Raw genomic sequence first — 21,663 nt, forward strand, 5'->3', positions numbered from 1 at the left:
GAGCCGGGGATGGGGACGAGCGGCGACGAACACGAGCGAACCATGGCGTTCGCCGAAATCGCCATCGGGCAGATCAAGGCCCTTCGCCAGCCCGCTACGCCTCGCAATTTCGAAGTCTGGTATTCCTACGCGACCGGCTATCACCCCACCCTCAATGAAGTCATCAACGAGATACTGTCGCGCCGCGGGCACCTGACCGAAGCCGATGTCGAGCGGATCTGCAGCACGTTCCTGTCGCCGACCCGGCTGAGCGAGCGCATCGATCATGTCGGCAGCCGCGTGGTCGACGAGATCGATCAGGTCATGGCCATGGTCGATGTCGCCATCGGTTCGACCAGCACCTGCTCGCAGAATCTGGCCGGCGTATCGCGCGACCTACCGGCCGCCGACCGCAACGATCTGCGCACCATCGTCGAGAGCCTGGTTCACACTGCCAAAGAAATGGAGCAGATGAACCAAAGGCTCGAGGAGCGGCTGACGGCGTCGAAGCTCGAGATCAACCAGTTGCAGCGGCATCTCGAAGTCGTGCGCAACGAGAGCCTCACCGACCCGCTGACCTCTCTCTCGAACCGCAAATCCTTCGACGAATCCCTCGACAAGGCCGTCGCCGAAGCACTTGCCGAGAAGGAGCCGCTGTCGCTCCTGATGACGGATATCGATCACTTCAAGGCCTTCAACGACACCTACGGTCACCTGACCGGCGATCAGGTGCTGCGGCTGGCGGCGCTTTCGGTGAAACAGAACGTCAAGGGACGCGATATCGCCGCGCGCTATGGCGGCGAGGAATTTGTGGTCATCCTGCCCAACACGGTGCTGCGATCGGCCGTCACGGTCGGCGACCACATCCGCCGCGCCGTCATGAGCAAGGAATTGATGAAGCGTTCGACCGGTGAGCATCTCGGCCGCATCACCATTTCGATCGGCGTCGCGACGCTCAAGCCCGGCGACACGACGCAGGCGCTGATCGGACGCGCCGATGCCTGCCTTTACGCGGCCAAGCGCGCGGGCCGCAACCGCGTGGTTTGCGAGAGCGATCCGGAATTCACCGCCGGCGCCCAGGCCGCCGCGGTGGCCTAACCGGCTACACCTTCATTCCGGTTTTCGGTTTCGATTTTTTCGTTGCACGCCGCGGACGCGACGGTTCGCGTTTCCGGCGGTGCGCTGCGGCGAGCGCACGCGCGGCCCATTGCGCCAGTTCGTCGGGATCGTCGTAGAGGCGCTCCGGCATTTGACGATAGGGCATGACGGCGTGCTTGCCGCTTTTCATCACCGGGGCGAATGAGGGCAGCCCTTCGCGCACAAAGTCCGGCTCGTTGTTCTCGTCGACCTTGAGGTAAAGCGTCCCGCCCGACGACCGCAGCGCGAACATCACGCCATCGGCATAGAGTCCGGCGCCGCCGAACATTCGCCGCACCGTCACCGGGCGAAACGAGGCGAACAGATCGCGGAGATAGTCGGGGTCCATGGCGCACTAGCCGCTTTTCGCACGCCGGCGACCTTGAGTCGCGCGCGGTCGCGCGCTCTGCTTTTCGTGAACGCGCTGACCCATGTCTGGTCCTGCGAAGCACTTCATAAACGTACAGAGCGTGTCCACGGCCTCGCCCCTGCTCTCGCGTGGCATCAGGAGACCGATCTCGTCAAACGGTATCTTTTGAGCGATGGGAAGCTCCACGAGCAGTCGCGCATCGAGCAGTTGTTTCACGACGCTCAGCGGTAACAAAGCGAGAAGCCGCTCCTGACTCAACAGCGCCCAGATCATGCCCGGCGACGCGGTGATCGCGTTGAAAAGTGTGGGTTGCGTTGATGACTCCGCAAACAGCGCATCGAGGACGCCTCTTGCGGGAACAGAAACCGGCATACTCAGCCAGGTCGCACCGACAAGATCCTCCAATGTCAGGACACGCTTCTGCGCGAGCGGATGATGCGGTCCGGCAATCACGGCGAAGCGGTCTCGCAGCAACGGGATGAACTCCCAGCCTTCGGGAATAACAGCCGGTGTTCGCGAGATCGCGCAGTCCACGTCGCCATTCGCAACCAGGGCGGCCTGCCGTGCCGCGTCCACCTCCTGCAAGTGTACGCGAATAGCGGGATGGGCCCTGATGAATGCAGGGATCGCCTCGGCCAGCAATCCGGCGACACCGGCGGTAATAGCGGCGATGCGCACGACGCTGCCGGCATGTCCCGCAAGGGCAGCGACCTGCGTGGCGCTCTCATCGACGAGCCCGACGAAACGGCGGGCCAGCGGCAACAGACCGTCCCCAATTGAGGTCAGCGTCATCCCCCTGGAATGGCGCAGGAACAGCCGACATTCCAAGAGGAGCTCCAGGTCTGCGAGCACCTGCGTCGCCGACGGCTGAGACAGTCCGACGGCCTCGGCCGCCCCTTTCACCGAGCCCAGCTCCGCTGTCTTCACGAATACCTGAAGGTGGCGCAACTTGGCGCGGCTGAGAAGGCGGTTGCGCAAGACCGTTGCGTTGATCTGCATGACACCTGCCGGCGTGATGGATGCCTCGCCGATATTGGCATTTCTTATAGCAAAGACCAACAATCGATTGGACGCCTATTTCGTGATCGGTGACATTGATCCGAGCTTCTCAAAGGAGACGGAACATGACGCTGACATCGTCACTCCGGCACTTGCTCGCCGCGCTTTTCGTGATTGCTCTTTCCTCCCCCGCCTCGAGCCAATCTTATCCGGACAGGGCGATCACCCTGGTGGTCCCGTTCCCGGCCGGTGCAGCGACCGATCGCCTTGCACGCGGCGTTGGAAACGAACTCAGCAAACGGCTCGGCCAATCGGTCATTGTCGAAAATATCGGCGGCGCATCGGGCACGCTCGCCGGTAGGCGCGTGGTGCGCGCGCCTACCGACGGCTACACGCTTCTCCTGGGGACAGCGAATGACACGGTCGTCGCACCGATCGCGATGAAGGCTGGCTACACCACAGGCGAGTTCACTCCGATCGCCAAGCTCTCGCTCAACACCACGGTCCTGGTCGCACATCCCGACTTCCCTGCGAGTTCCGTCGACGAATTGGTGGCGCTCGGACGCAAGTCGGAGAAGCCCCTGCTCGCAGGCGCGGCAGGCGTCGCAATGATGCAAACGATCGGCGGGATGCTGCTGGCCGACGCCGGCGGTTTCAAGATCGAAAACGTCATCTACAAGGGCGGCGCTCCTCTCCTCAACGATCTCGTGGCCGGACAGGTGCAGTTCGGGACCGTCGCGCTGCCGTCGGCTTTGCCCTTTATCCGGAGCGGAAAGCTCAAGGCGCTGGGAGTGATCTCCGCACGCAGGGATCCTACCGCGACGGATATTCCGACAGTCAACGAAGGGCATTTAGTCAAAGGGGTTGAAGTCGATCTGTGGACCGGCCTGTTCGCCCCACCCAACCTGCCCGAGCCGATTGTCAATCGACTGTCGGCTGCGCTCCGCGACATGATGGCTGACCAGGCCTACCGGGACGCCGAATTCCGGGCAGGCAGCGTAGTGGCCGACTTCGCTCCGGCCGCGTCGTTCAAGACATTCGTCGAGAGCGAAGAGGCGCGGATGAAGCCGATCGTTTCCGCGGTCAAAGCCGAATAAGCGATGAAACTAGAAGACGTTCAAATCCGGCGAACGCGGATCGCAGGCGACATCGATATTCATTTTGCCGAGGCCGGCCACGGCAGTCCTCTCGTGTTCGTTCATGGCGGCTTCGGCGACTGGCTGTCCTGGGCGCCGCAATGGCCGGCCTTCGTCCCGCACTTCCGTTGTATCACTTACAGCCGCCGCTACAGCACGCCGAACGGCAATCGTAGTACGGAGACGGATCATTCGGTCATCGCCGAGGCGCGCGATCTGGAGGCTTTGCTGGACGTCTGGAAAGCTGATGCGCCGATCTTGGTCGGCACGTCGTATGGCGCCTACACCATCCTGCAAATGGCGTTGACGTCACACCGCAAGATCGGCGCGATGGTGCTGACCGAACCGCCGGTCCTTCCCCTCGCTGACCTGGTTCCGGGCGGCCGTGCGACGCGGATCGCTTTCGAAGAAGAGATACTGCATCCGGCGAATGAGGCCTTTCTCAGCGGCGCGACCGAACGAGCCGTCAGACTCCTGACGACGGGAATTAACGGCGGCGCCGCCGGCGAAGCCACATCGGCCGATGGACTGGCTCGCCGATTGCGGAATGCAGAGGCCATGCGCGCGTTGTCGGTGTCCTCATGCGCCTATCCGGCGCTGGACATCGGGAAGCTTCGCGCGCTCGCAGTGCAGACCCTTCTGTTATCGGGGCAGAACACTCAGCCAATTCACAGCACGATCTTCAGCAGCTTGTGCGAGTTAATGCCACAGGCAAAGCAGTTGCGCGTTCCGGAGAGCGGCCACGGGGTCCACCGGGACAATCCGTCAGCCTTCAACGACATAGTCCTGCGATTCCTCAGCACGCGGCTGATGAACGAGGTGCCTCAATGCGCGGCGGCCTCGGCGCCTTCGTCCTGAGCCGGCGTCAGTTGCACGGATTCACCGCAGCCGCAGGCGGAGGTCTGGTTCGGATTGTTGAACACGAATTGCGAGGACAGCTTGTCGATCTTGTAGTCCATCTCGGTGCCGAGCAGAAACAGCACCGCCTTGGGATCGATCAGCAGGCGAACGCCCTTGTCCTCGATCACCTCGTCATTCGCCGCGACCTCGCCGGCATATTCCATCGTGTAGGCCATGCCCGCGCAACCGCCGTTGCGAACGCCGACGCGCAACCCCGCGATCGGGCGCTCCGACGACGCCATCAATTCCTTGATGCGATCGGCGGCGGCTTCGGTCAGCCGCATCACCTGGGGCCTCGGACGGGCGGTAGCCATCAATCGTTTCTCCTGTCGCCGGATTCAAGGTCCGGTGCGGGACTCGCTTGCCCTTTAAGGTAGCAACGAAATCCCTGCTGTGAAGCCCCGAAAACTGGATTTGCTCCAGCCCGGGGCTCAAAGTCTTCAATAGGTCGGCCACACACCGGGGGTCACCAGTTCCAGAAGATGCCCGTCCGGGTCGCGGAAATAGATGCTGTGGCCGCCGCGCGGCCAGTCGGTCCGGCCTTCAATCGGGACGCCCTGCTCTTCCAGCTGCCGCTCCCAGGCCGGCAGGTCGCTGGCACCGACGGCAAACGCCATGTGGATCGGTCCATGTCCGTCATGCGGCGGGATGGTGCCGCCCGGCAGGCGGACTGTCTCGAGCGTCGCGCCGCGCTTGAACAGCAGCAGCACGCTGACTCCACCGACGTCATAGGCGTGGAAGCGCGAATCCTTGCTGACGGAGGCGAGCCCAAGCGCCTGCTCGTAGAAGGTCGCGGCGCGTTCGAGGTCGTCGACGTAGAGCGCCGTCTCAAGCACACGGCCAAGCTTGGGCGGCGCAGCCATCACCACATATTCAGGACGAGGCGCGCCTCGTCGGACATGCGGCTTGGATCCCAGGGCGGATCCCACACGATTTCCACCTTCACCGGGCCCACGCCGGCGACGCTGGCGACGGCATTCTCCACCATCATCGGCAGTTCGGCGGCGGCCGGACAATTGGGCGTGGTCAGCGTCATGTCGACATTGACCCCGCGGTCGTCCTGGATGTCGACCTTGTAGATCAGGCCGAGCTCATAGATGTCGGCCGGAATTTCCGGGTCATAGACGGTCTTCAGCGCCGCCACGATATCGTCGGTCATGCGCGCGATCTCTTCCTGCGGCAGCGCGGATTCCGGCGCGGCCACCGCAGCCTCGCCAGCCGGCGCCACTTTGGTCTCTTCGGATGCCACTTTGGTCTCTTCGGATTTGGTATCGTCGGTCATGCGAAGAAATCCTGGGCCTTGATAAGGGCGGTCGCAAGGCTGTCGACCTCGTCCCTGGTATTGTAGAGCCCGAACGAAGCCCGGCAGGTGGCGGTGACGCCGATCCGGTTCAACAGCGGCATCACGCAATGGGTTCCCGCCCGCACCGCGACCCCGGAGCGGTCGATGATGGTGGCGATATCATGCGGATGCGCGCCACGCATCTCGAACGACACCACCGCGCCCTTCTCTTTCGCCTGCCCGATGATCTTCAGTGAATTGATCTCGCGCAGCCGGTCCTGCGCATAGCGCAGCAAGTCGGTCTCGTGCGCCTGGATGCGATCCTTGCCGATCGAATTCACATAGTCGATGGCGGCGCCGAGCCCGATCGCCTGTACGATCGGCGGCGTGCCGGCCTCGAACTTGTGCGGCGGATCGCCATAGGTGACGCGGTCCTCGAACACGTCGCGGATCATCTCGCCGCCGCCATTGAACGGCGGCATCGCTTCGAGGTGCTGGTACTTCGCCCACAGCACACCGATGCCGGACGGACCGTAGATCTTGTGGCCGGTGAAGACATAGAAATCGCAGCCGATGTCCTGCACGTTGATCGGCATGTGCACCGCCGCCTGGCTGCCGTCGACCAGCACCGGAATGCCGCGCGCATGCGCCAGCCGCACCACCTCCTTGACCGGGACGTAGGTGCCGAGCGCATTCGACATATGCGTGATCGCGACCATCTTGGTGCGCGGGGTCAAAAGCTTCTCGAACTCGTCGATCAGGAAATTGCCGTCGTCGTCGATCGGCGCCCATTTGATCACGGCGCCCTGCCGCTCGCGCAGGAAATGCCAGGGCACGATGTTGGAATGGTGCTCCATGATCGAGAGCACGATCTCGTCGCCCTCTTTCAGGTGCTCGCGGCCGAAGGTGTAGGCGACCAGGTTGATCGCCTCGGTGGCGTTGCGGGTGAAGATCACCTCGTCCTTGTTCGGCGCGTTGAGGAATTTAGCTACCGTTTCGCGCGCACCCTCATAGGCGTCGGTCGCGGCATTGGCGAGATAATGCAGGCCGCGATGCACGTTAGCATATTCGTGGGTATAGGCGTGCTGGATACGGTCCAGCACCGCCTTCGGCTTCTGTGCCGACGCCGCGTTATCGAGATAGACCAGCGGCTTGCCATAAACCTGCATCGCCAGCGCGGGAAAATCCTCGCGGATGCGGGCGACGTCGTAGGAGCCGTTGCTGACCGCGGGATGCATGGTCAGGCCCTTGCCTTCAACCAGGCCCGCGCGATGTCCATCAGCGACTCGCGCACGGCCTCGTTTCCGACCGATTCCACCGTCTCGCCAATGAAGGCTTCCACCATCAAGGCTTCCGCCTCCTTCTGCGGAATGCCGCGCGCCTTCAGATAGAACAGCAGGTCGTCGTCGAGCGACCCCGCGGTCGCGCCATGGCCGCAGACCACGTCATCGGCGAAGATTTCCAGTTCCGGCTTGGCGTCGGCCTCGGCATCTTCGGAGAGCAGCAGCGCATGCGCCGCCATCTTCGCGTCGGTCTTCTGCGCGTGCGGTTGCACCACGATCTTGCCCTGGAACACCGAGCGGCTTTCACCGTCCAGCACCGACTTGAACAATTCGCGGCTGTCGCAATGCCCGACCGCATGGTTCATCACCATCGTGGTGTCGGCATGCTGCCGCGCGCGCAACATCGTCGCGCCATTCAGGATGAGTTCGGTGCCCTCGCCCGACAAGGTTGCGAAGATCTGGTGCCGCGCCATGGCGCCGCCATAGGTCATCGCGAAACTGCTGACCTTCGCCTTATGGCCGGTCTGCAGGCCCAGCGTGGACAGCGACAAGGCCGCATCGCCGGCAGCATTGCAACGGATGTGATTGAGCGACGCGCCGTCGAACACATCGAGCTCGACCAGGGTGTTGGCCTGATAGGCGACACCGTCCGGTCCGCGATGCGTTTCGACGATTGTGGCCGAGGCGCCCTCTTCCACCACGATCAGCACGCGGCCGAACGTTGCGAGCGGAGCGTTCGCCACGGTCTGGAAATCCAGATACAACGGCGCTGCGACGGTCACGCCCGGCGGCACATGCAAGATGGTGGTGTCGTGCATGAAGGCCGTGTTCAGCGCCACGGCCGTATTCGCCGCATAGGATCGTTCGCGGTTCAGCGCCGCCAGAACGCTATCGGGCAGTTCGTCGTCGTTGCCGAGCCGATACCACGCGACACCGTCCACCTTGGCGGCGGAGAAATCGCGGCCGTTCACGAACAGGAACCGGCAGACATCGGCAAGCGCCAGCAGCGGCTTGGTCTTTTCCGCGACCTCGACATCCGCGCGATCCGGAACACCGGCAAGCGGCGGCAGATCGCGCATGAAGGCGCGCAGGTCGGTGTACTTCCACTCTTCCACGCGCCGCGTCGGCAGTCCGGTCGCCTTCAGCGTCTCGAAGGCGTCCTGCCGGCGGCGCGCAATGGCCGGCCCGCCCCAATGCGACTGCCCGGCGGCGTAATCGGCAAAGCGGCTCTGGATCGCATCCTCTGCGGTGGAGCGTATGATCGTGAGTTCGGCCATGTCAGCTTACGCGGCCTCGTCCTGGTACTGGGCGTAGCCCTTCTCTTCCAGTTCGAGCGCCAGCTCCTTGCCGCCGGTGCGCACGATGCGGCCCTTCGACAGCACATGCACGACGTCCGGCACGATGTAATCGAGCAGCCGCTGGTAATGGGTGATGACGATGAAGGAGCGCTCCGGCGAACGCAGCGCGTTGACGCCGTCGGCCACGATCTTCAGCGCGTCGATATCGAGTCCGGAATCGGTTTCGTCCAGCACCGCCAGGCGCGGCTGCAGCATGGCCATCTGCAGGATTTCGTTGCGCTTCTTCTCGCCGCCGGAAAATCCGACATTGACCGCGCGCCGCAGCATGTCCTGGCTGATGCCGAGTTCGCCCGCGGCTTCGCGCACCTTCTTCATGAAGTCGGGTGTCGACAGTTCCGTTTCGCCACGCGCCTTGCGTTGCGCATTCACCGCGGTGCGCAGGAACGTCATGGTGGCAACGCCGGGGATTTCGATCGGATACTGGAAGGCGAGGAACAGCCCCTTGGCCGCGCGCTCATCCGGCTCCATGTCGACGATGTTCTCGCCGTTGAACAGGATTTCGCCGGCGGTGATTTCGTAACCGGACTTGCCGGCCAGCACATAGGACAGCGTCGATTTGCCCGAACCGTTCGGGCCCATGATCGCATGCACCTTGCCCTTCTCGACCGTCAGATCGAGGCCGTTCAGGATTTTCTTGTCTGCGACTTCGACGTGCAGGTTTTTAACTTCCAGCAATGGCATTGGTTCTATCCAGTCAGTCGTCGAGCGTGACGATATCGTCGATCAGCTCGTTCAGTGTTCGCTTGGTGCCGCCGCCCTGATCGACCGTGTTGGTCGAGGGCACGGCGACGTTATCGGTGACCCGGAACGTATCCGGCCCATCGCGGCGCACCACCAGGAAGCGGCCGCCGCCCTTGACGATCAGGTCGTCATTCTCGCGGAACGCCTCGACCTCGGGAAAGTGCTCGGCGATGCAATCCACCAGATCGCCCGCCGGCTTGTTCGCGCCGAGGCAGGCCATGGCCGCAGTTCTGAATTGATCGGTGCTCATCCCACGCTTCCTTCGAGCGAGATCGAAATCAGCTTCTGGGCTTCCACCGCGAATTCCATCGGCAGCTGCTGCAGCACGTCCTTGACGAAGCCGTTGACCACAAGTGCGGTCGCCTCCTCCGCCGACAGCCCGCGCTGGCGGCAATAGAACAGCATGTCCTCGGAAATCTTCGAGGTGGTTGCTTCGTGCTCGAACACGGTGGAGGAATTCTTGGCCTCCAGATACGGCACGGTATGCGCGCCGCATTTGTCGCCGACCAGAAGCGAGTCGCAATTGGTAAAGTTGCGCGCGCCGGTCGCCTTGCGATGCGCAGTAACAAGACCACGATAGGTGTTCTGCGAACGCCCGGCCGAGATGCCCTTGGAGATGATCCGGCTGGTCGTGTTCTTGCCGAGATGAATCATCTTGGTGCCGGAATCGACCTGCTGCATGCCGTTCGAGATCGCGATCGAGTAGAACTCGCCGCGCGAACCGTCGCCACGCAGGATGCAGCTCGGATATTTCCAGGTGATGGCCGAGCCGGTCTCGACCTGGGTCCAAGAAATCTTGGAATTCCTGCCGCGGCAATCGCCACGCTTGGTGACGAAGTTATAGATGCCGCCGCGGCCTTCCGAGTCGCCCGGATACCAGTTCTGCACGGTCGAGTATTTGATCTCAGCGTCGTCGTGGGTGACGAGTTCGACCACCGCCGCATGCAGCTGATTCTCGTCGCGCATCGGCGCGGTGCAGCCTTCGAGATAGCTGACATAGGCGCCCTTGTCGGCGATGATCAGCGTGCGCTCGAACTGTCCGGTATTCTTTTCGTTGATGCGGAAATAGGTCGACAATTCCATGGGGCAGCGCACGCCCGGCGGCACGTAGACGAACGAGCCGTCGGAGAACACCGCCGAGTTCAGCGTCGCATAGAAATTGTCGGTCACCGGCACCACCGAACCCAGATACTTCTGCACCAACTCGGGATGCTCGCGGATCGCTTCCGAGATCGGCATGAAGATCACGCCGGCCTTTTTCAGTTCGGCCTGGAAGGTGGTCGCGACCGAGACCGAGTCGAACACGGCGTCGACGGCAACACGGCGCTCGCCCAGTTCGTTGCCTTCGGAATCCCGGCGCACCACGCCCGCCAGCATCTCCTGCTCACGCAGCGGAATGCCAAGCTTCTCATAGGTGCGCAGGATTTCCGGATCGACCTCGTCGAGGGAGCCCAGCTCCGGGCGCTTCTTCGGCGCGGCGTAGTAGTAGTAATCCTGGAAATCGATCTTCGGATAGGACACACGCGCCCAGCTCGGCTCGCGCATGGTCAGCCATCGCCGGTAGGCGTCGAGCCGCCAGTCGAGCATCCATTGCGGCTCATTCTTCTTCGCCGAAATGAAGCGGACGGTGTCCTCGGACAGGCCCTTCGGGGCCTTGTCGGATTCGATCAGCGTCTCGAACCCATACTTGTATTGATCAACGTCGATACGGCGAACCTGTTCGACGGTCTCTTGTACGGCCGGCATTCTGGTCTCCCCTCGCGGTTTCAAGGACCGCAGCGGATGTGTCGGTGATGGTGGGTCAGCCCTGCGTCGGTTTCCCTCCGCGAAGCCGCTCAAGCGGCGATGACGTTTCGCCCCTTAAGTAGTGATTCAGAGAGCTTTGTCCAAGCACTTAGAAAGCGTTCGATGTCCTGATCCTTGGTCGAATGCCCGGTCGAGACCCGGATCGCGCCTCGCGCCAGGGCCGGATCGACGCCCATTGCGGACAGCACGGTCGAAGGCTGCACCTTGCCCGATGAACAGGCCGCGCCGGATGATACCGCCGGTCCCGCCAGGTCGAAGGCGATCACCGCGGTCTCGGCCCGCAGGCCCGGATGGCTGAACGCCGTGGTATTCGGCAACCGTTCGGCGCGCTCGCCGAAAATGATGACTTCAGGTGTCACGGCGCGCAGTCCGGCCTCCAGCCGTTCGCGCAGCCGCAGAAGATGCGCAGCTTCCGTCGCCCGCTGGCTGGCGATGTCAGCCGCAGCCGCGCCGAAGCCTGCAATTCCTGCGACATTCTCGGTCCCGCCGCGCAGACCGCGCTCCTGCCCGCCGCCGGCGATCAGCGGCTCGTGCAGGTGCAGGCCCGCCTTCGCGATCAGGGCGCCGACACCTTTCGGCCCGCCGATCTTGTGCGAAGACAGCGTCATAAGATCGGCATCCAGATCATTGAAATCAAACGTGATCCGCCCCGGAGCCTGAACCGCATCCACATGCAGGAGACCACCGGCCTCGTGAACCACCTCAGCGATCTCGCGGATCGGTTGAACAACTCCGGTCTCGTTGTTGGCCAGCATCACGGAAACCATCGCCGGCACCCCGCGAAGCAAAGCCCGCAACGTGTCGCCGGCGATCACGCCGTCCGCATCCACGGCAACGGCATGCGTGCGATCCGGTCCGAAGCGCCCGCCTCCGAGCACCGAAGGGTGCTCCACGGCCGATACCAGCAAACGCTCGAGCGAGGGGCGTCCGGGCCTGCCCGACCAGCCCGGCGACAGCGCCATCACATTGGCTTCGGTCGCGCCCGAGGTGAAAGTGACCTGACCCGGATCGGCCCCGGCCAGGGCCGCGACCTGCGCACGGGCCCGCTCGACGATCTGCCGCGCGACCCGGCCCTCGGCATGAACCGAGGACGGATTGCCCGCCTTGTCGAGCGCCTCGATCATGGTGGCACGCGCCGACGGCCGCAGCGGCGCGGTCGCATTCCAGTCGAGATAGGTACGCTCCGTCATGGATACCTTGTTACCGTCCCGGGCGGACTTGCGAATGTCCTAGCACAGGGAACGAGAAAGCTTGCATTTGGCCCCTGGCCTTATGGTAGAAACCGCCCGTCACATCCAAACGGAACCAGTCCTCACGGCTTCAGCCGCTTGAAGACCAAGCTTAGAATTATTCTAAAAACTACGTGCGCCCGATCCATCCGTCAAGCGCACCTGGTGGCGCGAACGTTCCGGACCACTAGAGCCCATGCGGCAGGGCGTTTGCCCCCGCGGTTTCAGCCGAGGTTTCTCCATGCCTGAGGTCATCTTTACCGGTCCTGCGGGACGCATCGAAGGCCGCTATCACCCCGCCGCGCAAAAAAATGCGCCGCTCGCGCTGATCCTGCATCCGCACCCGCAATTCGGCGGGACCATGAACCATCAGATCGTCTACCAGCTGTATTATGCGTTCGTGCACCGCAATTTCTCGGTTGTGCGGTTCAATTTCCGCGGCGTCGGTCGCAGCCAGGGGTCTTTCGATCACGGGGTCGGCGAATTGTCGGATGCGGCCTCCGCTCTCGACTGGGCGCAGACCATCAATCCGGAAGCCCGGTCCTGCTGGATCGCCGGCTTCTCCTTCGGCGCCTGGATCGGCATGCAGCTCCTGATGCGCCGTCCGGAGATCGAGGGCTTCATCTCGATCGCGCCGCCCGCGAACCTTTATGACTTTTCGTTCCTTGCGCCCTGCCCCTCTTCCGGCCTGATCATCCATGGCGACAAGGATGCGGTGGTGCCGCACCGGGACGTCACCACGCTGGTCGACAAGCTGAAGACGCAGAAGGGCATCGTGATCGAGCAGAAGGTCGTCACCGGCGCCAACCACTTCTTCGACCAGAAGATCGACACGCTGATGCTGTCGGTGAACGACTATCTGGACAAGCGCCTCGGCACCACCAGCAAGAAGCCGAGCGCGGCGTAACGACGCCAATACTCCCGGCCTTACTACGCCAGTAATAGTGTGGAACCGGAGTTCCACATGAGCGTTTGCCTGCGTTGCTATGTCACGGGGCGAACAAAATGGACGGCGTCGGCACTTCACGAGACAACAATGGTGCCGATGCAAAGCCGTCGGACGAGAAGTCCGCCTCGCTGAGGCCGGAATCCGCGGCGGCTGACGATCCCGCAAGCACACGCAGTGCGAGCGAAAACGCGTCAGACAAGACAACGGCTGGCGAACGCGCCTCTGCGCAGCAGGACGCGCCCGCAGAAGCCGCCACAACAGACGAACCGGAGCCGTCACTCGACGATACCGCCGCCGAACCGGAGGAGCTTCCTCCGCTCGATCCAAAGATTGATCCCGAGGCGGAAGCGCGAAAGGAGCACGAGCGCCGGCGCGCGTTGCGCAGCCGCTTCTGGTCGTCGGCGTCCGGCTTCTGGGGACGCAGCGGCGACCGTCTGGCATGGCCGCTGACGATCGGCCTGCTCATTCTGGTGCTGCTGACGGTCGCGGCGCAATACGGCGTCAACGTCTGGAACCGGGCGATCTTCGACGCCCTTGAGAAAAAGGAGGCGCCGCGGGTGTTCTGGCTCGCAGCGATTTTCTTCCCGCTGGCGGCAGCGAGCGTCTGCGTCGGGGTGGTGAGCGTCTATGCCCGTATGTCCACGCAACGCCGCTGGCGGGCCTGGCTCAGCGATCATTTGCTGGATAACTGGCTGAAGAACGGTCGCTATTACCAGCTCAACCTCGTGAGCGGCGATCACCAGAATCCGGAAGGCCGTCTCACCGACGACCTGCGGATCTCGACCGATGCACCGGTTGATTTCGCGGTCGGCGTGACCACCGCCTCCCTGTCCGCGATCACCTTCATCTATGTGCTCTGGACCATCGGCGGGGCACTGAGCATCCCGCTCGGCGACACGGTGGTCACCATCCCCGGCTTCCTCGTGATCGCGGCGGTGCTTTACGCGGTGATCGCCAGCGGCACCATGACCATCGTCGGAAAGCGCTTCGTCGCCGTCTCGGAATCCAAGAACCAGGCCGAAGCCGATTACCGCTATCAGCTCACCCGCGTCCGCGAGAATGGCGAGAGCATCGCGCTCCTTGGCGGCGAAGGCGAAGAACGCGCCGGTCTCAACCGCGCATTGGTCACCGTGCTGCGGCGCTGGCGCGCGCTATGCGGCCAGCATATGCGCACCACGATCGTCTCGCAGGGATCCGGCATCATCGCGCCGGTGTTGCCGATCATCCTGTGCGCGCCGAAATTTCTCGACGGGACCATGTCGCTTGGCGAGGTGATGCAGGCCGCGTCCGCCTTCACGATCGTGCAAGCGGCTTTCAACTGGCTGGTCGACAATTACCCGCGTCTGGCCGAATGGAGTGCGGGCGCGCGCCGCGTCTCCTCGCTGATGGTGTCCCTCGACGCGCTGGAGCGCGCCGAAACCGGCGAAGGCCTCAACCGCATCAAGCGCGGCGAGACCACCGATGCGGCGCTGCGGCTGAAGGATTTCAGCGTCTCGCTCGACAGCGGCAAGGCGGTGGTGGACGACACCGATGTCGTCATCAAGAAGGGCGAGCGCGTGCTGATCGCAGGCTCGTCGGGCAGCGGCAAGAGCACGCTGGTGCGCGCCATATCCGGACTTTGGCCCTGGGGCGGCGGCGAAGTCGACGTGCAGAAGGACGCGCGCCTGTTCCTGCTGCCGCAACGTCCCTATGTCCCGACCGGAACGCTGCGCCGCGCGGTGGCCTACCCGGGCGCTGCGGAGGATTGGGATATCGAGACCATCGGCGAGGCGCTGGAGCGGGTCGGCCTGGGCCATCTGAAGGATCGCATCGAGGACGATCAGCCCTGGGACCAGACCCTGTCGGGCGGCGAAAAGCAGCGGCTGACCATCGCCCGCGTGCTATTGCACCGGCCCGACATCATCGTGCTCGACGAGGCCACGGCGGCGCTCGATCCGAAGAGTCAGGACGACCTGATGAAAATCCTGTCGGAGGACATGGAAGGCCTGACCATCCTGAGTGTCGGCCATCGCCCCGAGCTCGAGCGGTTCCATTCCCGGAAGCTGACGCTGGAACGCAAGCGCGGCGGCGCCAAGCTGGTCAGCGACATTCTGCTGGTGCGTCCGCCCGGACAGCCACGGCTGATCCAGCGGCTGCTGATGCGTGGCGGTCCGGCTGACAGAGCGGCGTGAGATCGTCGCAAGCGAGCATCGCGGCGATCCCGGCGCACGGCCGGGTATCAGGCGGTGAGGGTCGACACTTCTAGGAGCATGAAAAGAACAGCGCAATCGGCGATAGGACTATTTTCATGTGAAACACCGGCGCGGAAAGGCCGATTTTATAAGCTCATCCGCAATAGCTCCGCAACGCGCGGCTCGGCTATCACCCCGCCGCTCATCGGCTCCGGGACCCCTGTTGTCGTCGGAAACGTGATCGGCAATCCTCTCAAGGAGCGCACGGCCATGTAGGCGAAGGCCTGCGCCTCGATCGCATCGCCATTCCAGCCGGCATCATTCGCGGTTTCGACATGGGCGGGCGCCAGCCGCTCGCCGAGCATGCGCATCAAGGTCGCGTTGCTGGCGCCGCCGCCGCAGACGATCCAGCTCCTTGGCGCCTCCGGCAAATGCGCAACGATGGTCGCGACCGAAGCCGCCGTGATCGCCGCAAGCGTCGCCGCGCCGTCCTCGAGGCTCTTGTCCGCCAGTTGCGCACGGTCGGCCACCCACTCGCGGAAGGCATTGCGGTCGAGCGATTTCGGCGGCTTCAACGCAAAGAACGAGTGCCTGAGCACACGCGCGACCGCCGCCTCGTCGACGCGTCCGCGCGCCGCTGCGCCGCCATTCTCGTCGCGGGCACAGCCGTTGCGCGCGCGCATGAAGTCGTCGATGAGCGCATTGCCCGGTCCGGTATCGCAGGCATAGGGGTCCGGCACGCCGTTGATGAAGGTGACATTGGCGACGCCGCCGATATTCAGCACCGCGATTGGATGTGGCCGGTCGAGCATGGCGGCCAGCGCGCGATGATAGACCGGCACCAGCGGCGCGCCCTGCCCTCCGGCCGCGACGTCGGCGGCGCGCAAATCGTAGACCACGCGAATGCCGGTCTCGTCGGCCAGCACCTGGCCGTCGCCGATCTGGATCGTCAGCCTGTCGTCGGGCCGGTGCAGCACGGTCTGGCCATGGAAGCCGATCGCATCGACGCTGGCGGGATCGATGCCGTTGACATCGAGAAATGTGCGAACCGCGGCGGCATGCAGAGCCGTGATCATGCGCTCGGCCTCGCCGACCGCGCCCGGTCGCGCGCAGCGATGGGTCAGGCCGCGCGCCTCGTCCAGCGCCTGCCGCAACAATGCGACCTCGTCCTCGCGATAGGCATGCAGTGCGGTCGGGCCGAAGCGGGATATGGTCTCGCCGTCGGTTTCGAGCGCCGCGACGTCGATCCCGTCCATCGACGTGCCGCTCATCAGCCCGATCGCCCGATAGGTCCGCACGTCCGCCGCCCCGTTTCAATCCCCTGCCGGACCTGATACACCACGTCCGCGCCGCGGGCGAATACGGTCTTACCATGAGCCAATTCAAATCGGACTTTCTACGCGTTCTGTCGGAGCGCGGCTTCATCCATCAGGTGTCGGAACCCGACCAGCTCGATGCGCTGGCCGCCTCGCAGCCGATAACCGCCTATATCGGTTACGACTGCACCGCGCCGTCGCTGCATGTCGGCCATTTGCTGCCGACCATGATGCTGTACTGGATGCAGCAGACCGGCCACCGGCCGATCGCGCTGATGGGCGGCGGCACCACCCGCGTCGGCGATCCCTCCGGCAAGGACGAGAGCCGCAAGATCCTGACCGAGGAATTGATCAACGAGAACCTGCGCAGCATTCGCGCCACCTTCTCGAAATTCCTTACCTTCGGCGACGGCCCCTCCAGCGCCATCATGGCGAACAATGCCGACTGGCTGAACACCCTCAACTACATCGATTTCCTGCGCGACGTCGGCAAGCATTTCTCGATCAACCGGATGCTGTCGTTCGATTCGGTTAAGCTGCGCCTTGAACGCCAGCAGGAATTATCCTTCCTCGAATTCAACTACATGATCCTGCAGGCCTACGATTTCGTGGAACTGCAGAAGCGTTACGGCTGCGTGCTGCAGATGGGCGGCTCGGATCAATGGGGCAACATCATCAACGGCATCGATCTCGGCCGCCGGCTGATGAATGCGCAACTGTTCGCGCTCACCTCGCCGCTGATCACTACGTCGTCCGGCGCAAAGATGGGAAAAACCGCGGCCGGCGCGGTGTGGCTCAATGCCCAGATGCTGAGCCCCTATGACTATTGGCAATACTGGCGCAACACCGAAGACGGCGACGTCGAGCGCTTTCTGAAGTTGTTCACGGTGCTGCCGCTCGACGAGATCGCGCGGCTGGCCGCACTGCAGGGTCAGGAGATCAACGAGGCCAAGAAGACGCTGGCGACCGAAGCGACCGCGCTCCTGCATGGCCGCGACGCTGCCGAGCAGGCCGCAGGCACCGCGCGGCGCACCTTCGAGGAAGGCGCGCTGGCGGAAGACCTGCCGACGGTGACAATCCCGTCCGGCGAACTCGACAACGGGCTCGGCGTGCTCAGTGCCTTCGTGCAGGCGGGTCTTGTCGCCTCGACCAGCGAAGCACGGCGGCAGATCAAGGGCGGCGGACTGAAGGTCAACGACGAGACCGTGACCGACGAGAAGATGACGCTCAGCGCCGCGAACCTGACCCCGCAATCGGTGATCAAGCTGTCGCTCGGCCGCAAGAAACACGTGCTGGTCAGGCCGGGCTGACGCGTCTCAGCGTTACCGGATCGGCATCGGCGGGATCGGCGCCAGTTCCGCCGGCTCCAGCGGTCGCGCGGTCGGATATTCGAAGAACTTGCGCAGGAAGCCCGGGACCAGTCCCGATGCCGGGTTCACGTTGAGCGTCGGCGCGCTCGGCGGGCCGACCACCTGATAGGTGAAGCCGAACAATCCTTCCTTCGGGCCGCCGAGAACGAGCCCGACCAGCGGGATCTGTCCGAGCGGATTGTTGATGCCGTAGAGCGGCACGATGGTGCCGCGCATCCGCACGTCGTTCCTGGCGAAATCGATATTGCCTTCGATCGTGGCGCCGATCACCGGACCCTGGACAATGCCTTCCTTGATCTGCAGCCGGCCGGGCGTGCGGGTGAAATCCACCCGCATGCGGGTGAAGTCGACGCCGCGCGCCTCGTTCTGGGCGCCGCCGACGACGCCGTTCAGTTTCGGCTCGCCGCGCACCGCGAAGTTCTGGATGTTGACGATGCCCTCCTGCGGGGCCTGATCCGCGGTCGGTACTTCCATCGCGACCGACATCTGGCCGCCCTGAATCTTCGGATACGTGTCGGTAAAGCGCATCAAGGCGCCGGCATCGGGGGTCTCGAAATGCAGCGCGTTACGGCGCTGCGAGGAGGCGCGCATTTCCCCCGTCAGAGTCGCGGTCTGTCCGATTTTCGAACTCAGGGCAAAGGTTCTGATCTCTCCGTTGCGCCGGACCATCCGCATTTCCACGCCGCGCAACGCTTCGCCGTTATGCCCCGCAATGACACCGAGCCGCATATCGAAATCGAGATCGATCGGCTCGTTTTTGGGCTTCTCGGTCCGCGGTCTGTCGCCTTGCTCACCGCCTCCGAAGAACGCCTTGATGAAGCTGCGCCCGTCATAGACATCGCCGCGCAGCGACACCCGCAGCGCATTGTCTGTGCCGCGCTCTGCCTTCACGCTGGTCTTGTCGCCGTCCGACAATGCGAAGACCGGGAAGTGTGCAGCAGCGAGAGCGCCCTTGTCGTCGAGTTCGACAGATCCGCGCACCGTCACGCCCGATCCGTCGACCGCGACATCGTCGAAGCGGGTGCTCTTGTCGCGAGTCAGCACGGTAAAGGTGGCGCGGTTCGAACGGCCGGAAGGCTTCACCCAGCCCGGCAGCAGATTGTCGATCCTCGCCGGCGTCAGGTCCGCCTCGACGGTCAGCCGGACATCCTTGTTCTCGGCGATCTTGCCGGAGATTTTCACCGGCACCGGCCCCGCAAGCGAGGGCCCGGTACCGAAACCGAACCGCGCGCGCGCCGCCTCGTCGAGTGTCGCACGGACCTGCACATCGGCATCAGGGCTGTCCGCAAGCTTGCGATAGTCCAGCACCGCCGGCGTGCCATTGATCCGGACATCGCCCTTGATCTGGAAGCCGCGATTGTCGGCGCTCACTTTCAGCGCCTGCGCCTCGATCTTCTGTCCCATCACCATGTTGTCGGCGGCGAAGCCTGCCACATCGAGGGCGATCGTATATTGGGTCGCGCCTGGCGCAGGATTCTTGGTGATCGGCAAATCCACACTGACCTGTCCGCTGAGATTGCCGCGGCTATTGCCGGATTCCATCGGCACCGATGCCTGACCGCGAAGCCGTTCGCTGGCCAGCAATTCGAGCGCAGCCGGCACCGGCCCGTCGATGCGGAACTGCGCACGCGCCGGCGGCGCCTTCGGATGAGTGTCCGGAACCTCGAACGTACCGTTGCTGACAGTGAGCTTTCGCCCGCCACCGAGATCGACAAATCCGCGATCGACTGTCACCAGAACGCGCCTGCCCTTGATGCTGGTTTTCAGGTCAGCCTCTGTGATCGGCGGCATGCCCGTGACCGGCCGGATGGTGGCATTGCGAACGGTCACATCGACAGACAGGCCATCCTGCGGAATCGGCGGTCCGTCTTCCTGCAGGTTTTCGATCGGAGAATTGGTGGCGACATCGATGCGCTCGATATCGCCGCTGGTCAGGTTCTCGACCACCCAGCTGCGCACCTTCGAGGCGACGAAAACCGGCCACACCTTCTTCGCCATCTGCGCCGACATCGGCGTCACGGCGAGGCCGGCCGCAAGCCGCGGTTCGCCTGAAAAATCCACGCTGCCATTCAGGAAGCCGGCGATGCCCGCACCGGCAACATCGCCCTGGACCAGTTCAATCCGCTTGCGCGCAATGTCGACATTGGCGCGCAGCATCACCTTGTTGAGAACCACCGGACTCGGATCGTTGACGCCTTCGCTCAACACCACCGAGCCGCCCGTCACCATCGCGCGCCAGGGCTCTCCCGGCTGGGACGGCGTCTCGAACCGGCTCAGCAATGTGAACCGGTTCGCCCCCGACAGGATCTGGAACGGCATGGTGAGATTGCGGCGCTGCGAATCCCAATCGAGCGTCAATTCGGCGTGGTCGATCCTGAAATGTCCGTCGACATCGGCCGGGTCACCGATCAGGCCCGCGCCAGCGACAATCTTGCCTTCGAGTATTCGGGGCAGCGAATCCGGCCCGATCTCCGCACGGATCACTCCGGACAGCGGAATGTCGGCCTGGAATTGACCGCTGCCGATTCGAGTCGCCAGGAACAGATCTTTGGTCGAGACCTGTCTCAGGTCGAGGCTGAGAAGCCGGCGCTGAGTGCCGGCCGGCCGGATCGACGCCGCCATTGCCCATGGCCGTGTTTCGTCCTCCGAACTCAGGCGAATACTGATTCCGTTACCCGGCCGGTTCACGCTGAAATTGATCTGCTCGAAGATCCAGTGCTTGTCGGTACGCAGGTCGTCTACCTTGAGAGTCCCGTTCTTCAGGCCGATCTCGCCCAGCCCTTGTCCGTCGAGTCCGAGCGACGAAATCCGATCCAGCCAGCCGATCAGTCCGGCGAATCGCTCGGCGCCGGTGGGCTCGTTCTGCGCCCGGTCTGCGGCAGGCTTTTCGGCGCCGGCAGGCGCCGGCCTGATGATCGCAGGCGTCACCGCAAGAGGACGTTTCTCAGCGCCGGTCGAGATCGTGACCTGACCGTCCTCCTCGATGCGAACCGAAAGTTCGGCGCCGACCAGACTGACCCGGCGCGCACGGAGTTCGCCACGTAGCAAACTCTCGCCCGACATGGCCACCTCGGCCTTGGGAGCGCTGGCGACCACGACACCGTCGGTGTCGCGGATCTGCATGTCGCGGATGCGGACCGCGGTGCGGCCGGCATCGTCGCGCTCGATCTGGGTCCCGCCGATCACAACCCGGTGCGACTTGCCGATATTCTGTTCGATTGCCGATGCGAGCCAGGGCGATGCGAAATTGATTTCGATCGGCCCGGCACCGAGCCGCAACCAAAGACCGATGAAGAGAACGAGTACAACCGCTGCGGCGCTGCCGACGCCGTATCCGATGCGGCGCACCAGCGGCCGCCGCGCCAGCCGACGCATCCGCCACCAGATTCGCCGGGCTCGGGATTTCAGATCATGGCCGCACGAATCGCGATGCTCGCGAAGGGTGTCTTCGAGAACACGCAATCCATGAAGACGCGGAGCCGGTTTTTTCATGCCGGGTCGGACATCCCCTTGTCCGTGTCGCCGGCGCCGCTAACGTCGCCAGACAGGTTCACCTGGTTGCGCTGAACGGACCCGTGCGGGTGTTCGCCCGCCCTCGCCCCAGGGTGGGTTAACGGCAGATTGAGCCGCCGAAAAC

Annotated in this window: 19 protein-coding genes; 6 read left to right on the forward strand and 13 right to left on the reverse strand. The window is 63.8% G+C overall.

Features of this window, described 5'->3' with window-relative positions; all coding sequences use genetic code 11:
• Positions 1–9: 9 nt before the first annotated feature.
• Positions 10–1,077 (forward strand): GGDEF domain-containing protein, encoded by a 1,068-nt coding sequence (locus AC5I5I_RS17580; protein ID WP_495975213.1) that lies wholly within the window; start codon positions 10–12, stop codon positions 1,075–1,077.
• A 4-nt stretch (positions 1,078–1,081) separates the two neighbouring features.
• Here the strand turns inward: AC5I5I_RS17580 and AC5I5I_RS17585 are convergent, their stop codons facing one another.
• Positions 1,082–1,465, reverse strand: a complete 384-nt coding sequence (locus AC5I5I_RS17585; protein WP_495975214.1) for a TfoX/Sxy family protein — start codon at positions 1,463–1,465, stop codon at positions 1,082–1,084.
• A gap of 6 nt (positions 1,466–1,471) precedes the next feature.
• On the reverse strand, positions 1,472–2,485 hold the full coding sequence (locus AC5I5I_RS17590) for a LysR family transcriptional regulator (protein ID WP_495975215.1): 1,014 nt from the start codon (positions 2,483–2,485) through the stop codon (positions 1,472–1,474).
• Positions 2,486–2,610: 125 nt separating this feature from the next.
• On the opposite strand from AC5I5I_RS17590, the gene AC5I5I_RS17595 reads away from it, so the two are divergent.
• The gene (locus tag AC5I5I_RS17595; RefSeq protein ID WP_495975216.1) at positions 2,611–3,582 is read left to right on the forward strand and encodes a Bug family tripartite tricarboxylate transporter substrate binding protein; all 972 of its coding nucleotides are present in this window, start codon (positions 2,611–2,613) and stop codon (positions 3,580–3,582) included.
• A gap of 3 nt (positions 3,583–3,585) precedes the next feature.
• The gene (locus AC5I5I_RS17600) at positions 3,586–4,479 is read left to right on the forward strand and encodes an alpha/beta fold hydrolase (RefSeq protein WP_495975217.1); all 894 of its coding nucleotides are present in this window, start codon (positions 3,586–3,588) and stop codon (positions 4,477–4,479) included.
• Here AC5I5I_RS17600 and AC5I5I_RS17605 read toward each other — a convergent pair.
• The 9 genes from AC5I5I_RS17605 to AC5I5I_RS17645 all read right to left on the reverse strand — a co-directional run bounded on the left by AC5I5I_RS17605 (position 4,446) and on the right by AC5I5I_RS17645 (position 12,181).
• On the reverse strand, positions 4,446–4,835 hold the full coding sequence (locus AC5I5I_RS17605) for a HesB/IscA family protein (protein ID WP_495975218.1): 390 nt from the start codon (positions 4,833–4,835) through the stop codon (positions 4,446–4,448). The two genes, AC5I5I_RS17600 and AC5I5I_RS17605, sit on opposite strands and share 34 nt — an antisense overlap.
• Positions 4,836–4,961: 126 nt before the next feature.
• Positions 4,962–5,384, reverse strand: a complete 423-nt coding sequence (locus AC5I5I_RS17610) for a VOC family protein (protein WP_495975219.1) — start codon at positions 5,382–5,384, stop codon at positions 4,962–4,964.
• Positions 5,384–5,803 (reverse strand): SUF system Fe-S cluster assembly protein, encoded by a 420-nt coding sequence (locus AC5I5I_RS17615; protein WP_495975220.1) that lies wholly within the window; start codon positions 5,801–5,803, stop codon positions 5,384–5,386. The genes AC5I5I_RS17610 and AC5I5I_RS17615 overlap by 1 nt, the downstream gene beginning before the upstream one ends.
• Positions 5,800–7,047, reverse strand: coding sequence for a cysteine desulfurase (locus AC5I5I_RS17620; RefSeq protein ID WP_495975331.1), 1,248 nt, complete (start codon positions 7,045–7,047; stop codon positions 5,800–5,802). The genes AC5I5I_RS17615 and AC5I5I_RS17620 overlap by 4 nt, the downstream gene beginning before the upstream one ends.
• Complete coding sequence (gene sufD / locus AC5I5I_RS17625; protein WP_495975221.1) at positions 7,044–8,363, reverse strand: Fe-S cluster assembly protein SufD; 1,320 nt, start codon at positions 8,361–8,363, stop codon at positions 7,044–7,046. The genes AC5I5I_RS17620 and sufD overlap by 4 nt, the downstream gene beginning before the upstream one ends.
• 6 nt (positions 8,364–8,369) lie before the next feature.
• Complete coding sequence (gene sufC / locus AC5I5I_RS17630) at positions 8,370–9,125, reverse strand: Fe-S cluster assembly ATPase SufC (RefSeq protein ID WP_495975222.1); 756 nt, start codon at positions 9,123–9,125, stop codon at positions 8,370–8,372.
• 13 nt (positions 9,126–9,138) lie between these two features.
• Positions 9,139–9,435: a hypothetical protein gene (locus AC5I5I_RS17635; RefSeq protein WP_495975223.1), complete on the reverse strand. Its 297-nt coding sequence runs from the start codon at positions 9,433–9,435 to the stop codon at positions 9,139–9,141.
• Positions 9,432–10,931 (reverse strand): Fe-S cluster assembly protein SufB, encoded by a 1,500-nt coding sequence (gene sufB, locus AC5I5I_RS17640; RefSeq protein WP_495975224.1) that lies wholly within the window; start codon positions 10,929–10,931, stop codon positions 9,432–9,434. Before sufB ends, AC5I5I_RS17635 begins: the two co-directional genes overlap by 4 nt.
• Positions 10,932–11,020: 89 nt before the next feature.
• A complete protein-coding gene (locus tag AC5I5I_RS17645; protein ID WP_495975225.1) occupies positions 11,021–12,181 on the reverse strand; it encodes a cysteine desulfurase family protein in 1,161 nt (386 codons plus the stop codon).
• A 280-nt stretch (positions 12,182–12,461) separates the two neighbouring features.
• Between AC5I5I_RS17645 and AC5I5I_RS17650 the strand changes: the two genes are divergently transcribed.
• Complete coding sequence (locus AC5I5I_RS17650; protein ID WP_495975226.1) at positions 12,462–13,127, forward strand: alpha/beta hydrolase; 666 nt, start codon at positions 12,462–12,464, stop codon at positions 13,125–13,127.
• Positions 13,128–13,225: 98 nt separating this feature from the next.
• Entirely contained in the window at positions 13,226–15,340 is a 2,115-nt protein-coding gene (locus tag AC5I5I_RS17655) for an ATP-binding cassette domain-containing protein (RefSeq protein ID WP_495975227.1), read from the forward strand.
• Positions 15,341–15,486: 146 nt separating this feature from the next.
• Here the strand turns inward: AC5I5I_RS17655 and AC5I5I_RS17660 are convergent, their stop codons facing one another.
• Positions 15,487–16,638: an anhydro-N-acetylmuramic acid kinase gene (locus tag AC5I5I_RS17660; protein WP_495975228.1), complete on the reverse strand. Its 1,152-nt coding sequence runs from the start codon at positions 16,636–16,638 to the stop codon at positions 15,487–15,489.
• A gap of 74 nt (positions 16,639–16,712) precedes the next feature.
• Between AC5I5I_RS17660 and tyrS the strand changes: the two genes are divergently transcribed.
• Positions 16,713–17,966, forward strand: a complete 1,254-nt coding sequence (gene tyrS / locus AC5I5I_RS17665) for a tyrosine--tRNA ligase (RefSeq protein ID WP_495975229.1) — start codon at positions 16,713–16,715, stop codon at positions 17,964–17,966.
• Positions 17,967–17,978: 12 nt separating this feature from the next.
• On the opposite strand, the gene AC5I5I_RS17670 is transcribed toward tyrS, so the two are convergent.
• Positions 17,979–21,401 (reverse strand): YhdP family protein, encoded by a 3,423-nt coding sequence (locus AC5I5I_RS17670; RefSeq protein ID WP_495975230.1) that lies wholly within the window; start codon positions 21,399–21,401, stop codon positions 17,979–17,981.
• Positions 21,402–21,663: the final 262 nt, after the last annotated feature.

Source organism: Pseudorhodoplanes sp., assembly GCF_059499825.1.